Origin of the sequence: Pedococcus sp. 2YAF34, assembly GCF_052114585.1 — a bacterium.
GTDB lineage: Bacteria > Actinomycetota > Actinomycetes > Actinomycetales > Dermatophilaceae > Pedococcus.
The window spans coordinates 1-6,777 of sequence record NZ_JBFRFA010000065.1; the positions used below are offsets into that span (position 1 = coordinate 1).

Below are 6,777 nucleotides of genomic sequence, written 5' to 3' on the forward strand. Positions count from 1 at the left end.
GCGTAGCGCCAGGGCGACCTCACGCGGCAGGACGAGCTGCTCCGGACCCACCGACGCGACCAGGTGGTGCTCCAGCAGCCAGCGGGCGCCGGTGGCCACCCGCTCCGGGGTGCCGGCGGGCAGGACCGCCACCGGCGGGCCCCAGGTGAGGCGGTCGAGGATGGCGCGGGCTGCCGCCGGTGCCTGGTCGACCAGCGCCGCCACGTCGTCCGGCGCTGTCGGCCTGCCTGCGAGGTCGCTCGCACTCGGACCGAGCCCCGCCGGGTGCACGAGCACCTCGCCGACGGTCCGCACCACCCGCAGCCCCTCTGGGCTGCGCCAGAGCAGGGCCAGTGCCCAGAGGTCGTCCACGGTGGGGGCCACCTGCTCCGTCGTCGCACCGAGGAGGGCGGCGAGGGCCTCCGCCGTCACGGGTTGGGGAGCTGAGCTCGCCGCCTCGAGGACCTGGAGGTGGGCCAGGTCGAGGGAGTCGACCGCACGCTGCACGCTCGCGCGGGTGCTGGCCCGGGCTGCCAGGGCGGAGAGGTCGGCGGGAGCCGGGCGGGCCAGGTCCTGACGCCGGTGGAGCAGGTCGTGCAGCTCGGCGTCGGTGCGTGCCCGCACGTCGTCGGCCATCGACCGCGCTGCGACCGGCGCGGGTCGGGTCGGAGTGGGCACCGGACCACGGTAGTCCGCGGGGCCGACGCCGCGTCGACCGCGCCACCGCTCGGCCGGGCGGTCGACGACCGTCCACGGCCTCCTGCTCGTGGTGCCGAGCTCGCCTGGAGGTCCCAGCCCGTTCCCAGCACGGTCACAGGTTTCCCATCCAGACTCGTGCTCGCGAGAGGAGCCGTGATGTCGGAACCGACAGGACCCACCAACCCGCCCCAGGGGCAGCCGCTCGGCGGCACGCCCCAGGGAGGGCAGCCCACGCAGCCGCTGCAGGCCGGCGCCGTGCCGCCCACGGGTCGACCCGGCCCGCAGCCCCAGGGTGCGCCACAGCCCCAGGGCGCCCCACAGCCCCAGGGCACGTCGTACGGCGCCCCTGCACCGGGTCCCCACCACCCCGCACCCGGCCCCGGGCCCGGCGGTCCCTCACCCGCTGTGCCCGAGCCGGGTGCGGCACGACCGGGCCTGTGGCGCCAGGCCACCTCGACCACCGGCGGCGTCATCGCTGTCGTCGTGGCCGCGGGGCTGTGCCTGCTGCTCGTCCTCGGGTTGGTCGGCGTCGGTGCCGTCGCCGCGGTCCGCGCCTGGTCGGGACACGACCGGGGCGCATGGGTCGAGCAGGTCGGACCAGCCCAGCGCGAGCTCGGCCGCCAGGGGCCGGGTCGCATGCCCATGGGTGGAGGCACTCGCGGCTTGGGGGGAGGGGCGCGCGGCATGGGCGGTGCGGGCGCCGACCCCCTCGCCGGAGGTCGGCTGGGTGGCGCGCTGGGTACGGTGCAGCACGGTGAGGTGACGGTGCGCGACAGCTCCGGCACCACGGTCGTGATGACGGTCCAGCGCGGGACGGTCACGGCCTCGAGTGCCTCGTCGCTGTCGGTCAAGAGCGCCGACGGCTTCGTGGGCACGTACACCGTCGACTCGACCACGCGTGGCGCCGGCTCGGCTCCGGCCAAGGGTGACGTGGTCCTCGTCGTGGCGAAGAAGTCCGGCGGCCCGGCGGTCGTCGTCCGGGTGCTGCGCAAGGCCTGACAGCCGGTTCGGCGGCGCACTGCTGTTGCTGGGGAGGGTGGTCGAGGCGGCGAGGCCAGCTGCCCGGCGGCCGCGACCGGTGGCCGCTAGCGTGGGCCGGGTGAGCACCTTTCCCAGTGGTGAGCAGTGGGTCCTGCGTCACGGTCGCCAGGTAGCCACCGTCGTCGAGGTCGGCGGCGGCCTGCGCACCTACACGGTCGGCGGCGTCGACGTCGTGGCCGGCTACGCCGCCGACGAGGTCTGCCGCTCCGGCCGCGGCCAGGTGCTGATGCCGTGGCCGAACCGGGTCCGCGGCGGTCGCTACACCTTCGCCGGTGCCGACCACCAGGTGGCCATCACCGAGATCCCCCTGTCGAACGCCAACCACGGCCTCGTCCGATGGTTGCCATGGCAGCTGCACTGGCACGCCGACGACTGGTCGGCGCTCACCGTCCGCGCGCGTCTGCACCCGCAGCCCGGCTGGGACGGCATCCTCGACGTCAGCGTCAACTACGTCCTGGACTCCGGCGGCCTCACGGTGAGCGCCCACGCCGTCAACGTCGGGGGCAGCCCCGTGCCGTTCGGGTACGGCGCGCACCCCTACGTCGCGCTCGGGGAGACGTCCCTCGCCGAGGTCGAGCTGACCGTCCCGGCGGCGCAGGAGGTGCTGGTCGACGACACGATGATCCCGACCGGCACCGCGCCCGTCCGCCCGGAGATGGACTTCCGGCACCCCCGGGCGCTGGGGAGCACCAGCCTCGACACCGCGTACACCGGCCTCGAGCGCACCCGGGACGGCGGCGCCTGGGGTGTGGTCGTCGGCGGTCTCGCGACCGGTGACGTCACGGTCTGGGGCGGTCCGGGCCTCGACTGGGCCCAGGTCTTCACCGCCAAGGGCGCCGACTCCGGGGTCGACGGGGTCCGTGGCATCGCCGTCGAGCCGATGTCGTGCCCGAGCAACGCGTTCAACTCCGGCGACGGCCTGGTCGTGCTCGACCCCGGTCAGTCGTGGTCGGGCACCTGGGGCATCGCGCCCGCGCTGCTGGGCTGAGCCACGCTGCTGGGAGTCGCCGCGAGGCCCGGTGCCGGAGCGGGGGCAGCCTCGGCCGCACCGGTTGCCGTGAGGGGTGGCTGCACGCCGTTGACGAAGGGCGTGATGCGACGCTCGACGGCCCGGGCGAGCAGCACCATCAGCCCACAGCTGACGACGAGCATGACCACGAACTCGGTGGACCACCCGTGGTTGAGCATGAAGCCGGCCACCACTGGTCCGAGGATCGTGCCGCCCTGGAAGGCGCCGGCGCTCACCGCGTTGTAGCGGCCACGCAGGTGGTCCGGTGCCAGGTCGTTGGTGATCGCCGGGATGGTGGGCTGCAGGAGCGTCTCCCCGAGGGCGAAGAACGCGTGGAACGCCAGCACCCCGGCCGCCGCCAGGGCTGTCCCCGGCGCGAACCCGGTCGAGCCGAGCACCACCCACGCCAGGGCCCAGAGCCCGGCCATGACCGTGAGGACCCGGGTGCGGCGCCGGCCGCTGATCCGGTGGAGCACGGCGAACTGCAGCCCGACGATGACCGCGGTGTTGAGGGCGAACGCGAACCCGATGACCTCCGTCGGCACCTCGCTGACCTTGCGCGCGAAGGCGGGGAACCCGGCCTCCATCTGGCCGTAGCCGACGAACGTGCCGAGGAAGGTCAGCACCGTGATCCACACGACCACCGGGTTGCGGACGATCTCGAGGTAGGAGCCACCCGAGCCCTGGGTGCCCTCAGGCTTCTCGGCACGGCCGTGGACGTGGCGCAGCGGCCCGAGGAGCAGGGCGATCGGCACCAGCATGCTGGCGGCGTCGGCGAGGAAGATCACCGTGAACGTCGAGGGGTGGTGCACGTCGGCGTAGAGGCCGCCGATGATGCCGCCGAGGCCGATGCCGAGGTTGACCAGGGCGAAGTTGATGCCGAAGTACTGCTGGCGCGCAGGCCCCGTGGTGATGGCGGCGACGAGGGCGTTGAACGCCGGCCACGAGACGCCGAAGTTGAAGCCCAGGAACGTGAACGCCAGGGCCACACCCAGCGGTGTCGTCGCGAAGGCCAGCACCACGCACCCGACGAGCTGGGCGGCCGTGGCCAGCAGCAGCATCCGCCGCGCCCCGACCCGGTCGGTCAGGGCGCCGCCGGGGCCGGTCACGACCAGCGCGACCACGGCGATGAACGCCATGAGCGCCCCGGCGAGGTCGAGGGAGATGCCGCGGACCTCGTTGAGGTAGATGACGGTGAACGGCAGGGTGAGCCCACGGCCCAAGGTCTGGATGGCCACGGTCGACAGGAGCCAGCGACCCGGGACGGGCAGGTCGGCCCAGAACTGGCGCACGCCAGGTTTGGGGGTCGAGGACTCACTCACCCGCACATCCTCCCGCACCCCACCGACAGCCCGACACCGGTTATCCCGCACGGGGGAGCCGTGCGCAGCGGCCGCCCCGGCGGCATACGCAGGACGAACGCGGTCGCGCACGGGAAAGGATTTGGCACCCTCAGATAGCCTTGCGATGCGCACCGAGCGCACCCAGACTTTTTCGATGTAGAGGTGGACAGTGCCCACTGGCAAGGTCAAGTGGTACGACGCGGAGAAGGGCTTCGGCTTCATCTCCGGCGACGACGGCAGCGACGTGTTCCTGCACGCCAACGCGCTCCCTGAGGGCGTGAGCACGCTCAAGGGCGGCACGCGCGTCGACTTCAGCGTGGCCGAGGGGCGCCGCGGCACCCAGGCGCTCGCGGTGACGCTGCTCGAGCCGGCCCCCAGCGTGGCCGCGGGCAAGCGCGAGCAGGGCCGCAAGTCGCCCGAGGACCTCGCGCCGCTCGTCGAGGACGCCATCAAGCTGCTCGACAGCGCGTCCAACTCCCTTCGTCGCGGCCGTCGCCTCGACAAGGAGCACGGCACCAAGGTCGCCCAGGTGCTCCGGTTCCTCGCCGACCAGCTGGAGCCGTGAGGATGGCCGCCCTCAAGCGGGACCTGGTTTTGCACGCCGCCGTCGACCTGGCCCGCGAGGCCGCCGAGTCCATCGCCGAGTCGGGCACGGTCGGCGACCACCTCGGGATGGAGATGGACGACGAGCGCCTCGCCACCCACTACTTCGCCTGCACCGCGCGGTCCTACCCCGGCTGGCGCTGGGCCATCACCGTGGCCCGGGTACCGCGCGGCAAGGTCGCCACGGTGTGCGAGACCAACCTCGTCCCCGGTGACGGCGCGCTGCTCTCTCCGGAGTGGCTCCCGTACGCCGACCGCATCGCCCCCGGCGACCTCGGTGCCGGCGACGTGCTCCCCTACAAGGAGGACGACCCGCTGCTCGAGCCCGGGTTCGAGGCCACGGGCGACGAGGAGGTCGACGAGCTCGCGACGTTCGAGCTCGGCCTCGGCCGCAAGCGCGTGCTGTCGGCCGAGGGTCGCGAAGCCGCGGCGCAGCGCTGGTACGAGGGTGAGAACGGCCCGCACGCCGACGTCGCCGAGAAGGCCTCCGCACCCTGCTCCTCCTGCGGCTACTTCCTGCCGATGGCAGGTGCCCTCCGCTCTTTTTTCGGCGTGTGCGCCAACGCCTGGTCGCCTTCCGACGGTCGCGTCGTGAGTCTTGACCACGGCTGCGGCGCCCACTCCGAGGTCGACGCCGAGCCCGCCGAGCACGTCCACACCGGCGAACCCATCGTCGACGAGCTGAGCTACGACCTCGTCTGACCCGGGTTGGGCGCCCTCGGGTCGACCCGGCCCCGCGCGCCTCGACCCCTTCTGCGCAAAGCGGGTGTCGTTCGGCAACGCGGGACTTATATGCCCGGTGTTTGCCGAACGACACCCGCTTTGTCGCGTCGGCGGCGTCCACAGGACGACTCGCTGTCCAGCGTTGTCCACAGCCCACGCCCTGCGGATGTCGATGCCGCGGGACCTGCCGGGCACTGTCGACGGATGGACTCGCAGGCAGCCGCCCTCATGACGGCCCAGGGTGGGGTTGTCGGTGCCGCCCAGCTCGCCCGACTGGGCGTCTCCGCGTATGACGTGCAGGTGGCGGTCGCCCGCGGACGCCTGCGCCGGCTGCGGCGCGGGGCGTTCGTCGACGGCCGACGCTGGGTCGAGGCCGACAGCGACGAGCAGTACCGCTTGACCGTGATGGCGGTGATGCGGTCGCGGCCGGAGCCCGTGGCGGGTGCCGTCGAGCTGGCCAGCCACCACTCAGCGCTGGCTCTCCACCGGCTGCCCCTGTGGCATGTCGACCGCCGACTGGTGGTGCTCAGCAGTGACGTCCAGCAGTCCACGACGGTGGCGGGCGTCCGGGTCATGCCTCTCCGGTCGATGGTTGCCGGGGTCGAGGTCGACGGGCTGCCCACCCTGGCGGTCCCGGATGCCGTCGTCCTGACCGGTTCGACGTCGGTCGAGGCCGGGGTGGTCGCTGCCGACGCAGCCCTGCATGGACGATCGACCACGACCAGCGACCTGCATGCCGCGGCCGACCGGCTCCTTGGCGGCCTGCGGGGGCGGGCGAGGGTCCGACGGGTGCTGGCCGCGATGGACCCGCGTGCAGAGTCGCCGGGTGAGAGCAGGACCCGCTTGGTCATCTCGGCGCTCGGTCTGCCCGTGGCCTCGCAGGTGACTGTCCGCGACGAGCTCGGCGGATTCGTCGGCCGGGTGGACTTCCTCGTGGCCGGACGGGTTGTCGTCGAGTTCGACGGGGCGGTGAAGTACGCCGGCGCAGAGGGCCGGGGCGAGCTCGTCGCAGAGAAGAGACGTGAGGACCGGCTGCGATCGCTGGGCTACGAGGTGGTCCGGCTGACCTGGGACGACCTGGCCCACCCCGAAAGGGTGCTCGCCCGCATCAGGACAGCCCTGCTGCGCCGAGCCGCCTGACGCCCCCACTCCGCAGTCGAGGAGGGCGGGGAGGGGGCCATACGGTCGTGCCTCGCGAGCCCCGCGAGCCCCGCGAGCCCCGCGAGCCCGCGAAGCCCGCGAAGCCCGCGAAGCCCGCGAAGCGGGTGTCGTTCGGCGAAACCGTGACAAATAAGTCCCGTGTTGCACAAGGACACCCGCTTTGCGCGAGCGTCAGGGCGCGCGGGCGCGGGCGGGCGGGTAGGGCGCGCGGACGGCGGC

Annotated in this window: 6 protein-coding genes and 1 pseudogene; 5 read left to right on the forward strand and 2 right to left on the reverse strand. The window is 73.4% G+C overall.

Translation table 11 applies throughout. The annotated features are described in order from the left end of the window. Window positions 1-657 (reverse strand): annotated as a pseudogene (locus tag AB4Z02_RS18665) (helicase-associated domain-containing protein); the annotation flags it as partial. 177 nt (window positions 658-834) lie between these two features. Between AB4Z02_RS18665 and AB4Z02_RS18670 the strand changes: the two are divergent. Continuing rightward, the gene (locus AB4Z02_RS18670) at window positions 835-1,677 is read left to right on the forward strand and encodes a hypothetical protein (protein ID WP_441972847.1); all 843 of its coding nucleotides are present in this window, start codon (window positions 835-837) and stop codon (window positions 1,675-1,677) included. A 100-nt stretch (window positions 1,678-1,777) separates the two neighbouring features. After that, entirely contained in the window at window positions 1,778-2,707 is a 930-nt protein-coding gene (locus tag AB4Z02_RS18675) for an aldose 1-epimerase family protein (RefSeq protein ID WP_441972849.1), read from the forward strand. On the opposite strand, the gene AB4Z02_RS18680 is transcribed toward AB4Z02_RS18675, so the two are convergent. Beyond that, on the reverse strand, window positions 2,659-4,050 hold the full coding sequence (locus tag AB4Z02_RS18680) for an MFS transporter (RefSeq protein WP_441972851.1): 1,392 nt from the start codon (window positions 4,048-4,050) through the stop codon (window positions 2,659-2,661). The genes AB4Z02_RS18675 and AB4Z02_RS18680 overlap by 49 nt on opposite strands. Window positions 4,051-4,240: 190 nt before the next feature. Between AB4Z02_RS18680 and AB4Z02_RS18685 the strand changes: the two genes are divergently transcribed. The 3 genes from AB4Z02_RS18685 to AB4Z02_RS18695 all read left to right on the forward strand — a co-directional run bounded on the left by AB4Z02_RS18685 (window position 4,241) and on the right by AB4Z02_RS18695 (window position 6,537). Beyond that, window positions 4,241-4,636, forward strand: a complete 396-nt coding sequence (locus AB4Z02_RS18685; RefSeq protein ID WP_056881972.1) for a cold-shock protein — start codon at window positions 4,241-4,243, stop codon at window positions 4,634-4,636. Window positions 4,637-4,638: 2 nt separating this feature from the next. Beyond that, window positions 4,639-5,376 (forward strand): DUF3027 domain-containing protein, encoded by a 738-nt coding sequence (locus tag AB4Z02_RS18690; RefSeq protein WP_056881971.1) that lies wholly within the window; start codon window positions 4,639-4,641, stop codon window positions 5,374-5,376. A gap of 225 nt (window positions 5,377-5,601) precedes the next feature. After that, on the forward strand, window positions 5,602-6,537 hold the full coding sequence (locus AB4Z02_RS18695) for an endonuclease domain-containing protein (RefSeq protein WP_056881970.1): 936 nt from the start codon (window positions 5,602-5,604) through the stop codon (window positions 6,535-6,537). Window positions 6,538-6,777: the final 240 nt, after the last annotated feature.

Bases quoted from the DNA above. Each gene is read 5' to 3' on its own strand.
- AB4Z02_RS18670 (WP_441972847.1), top strand. From the start codon at position 835: ATGTCGGAACCGACAGGACCCACCAACCCGCCCCAGGGGCAGCCGCTC.
- AB4Z02_RS18695 (WP_056881970.1), top strand. From the start codon at position 5,602: ATGGACTCGCAGGCAGCCGCCCTCATGACGGCCCAGGGTGGGGTTGTC.
- AB4Z02_RS18690 (WP_056881971.1), top strand. From the start codon at position 4,639: ATGGCCGCCCTCAAGCGGGACCTGGTTTTGCACGCCGCCGTCGACCTG.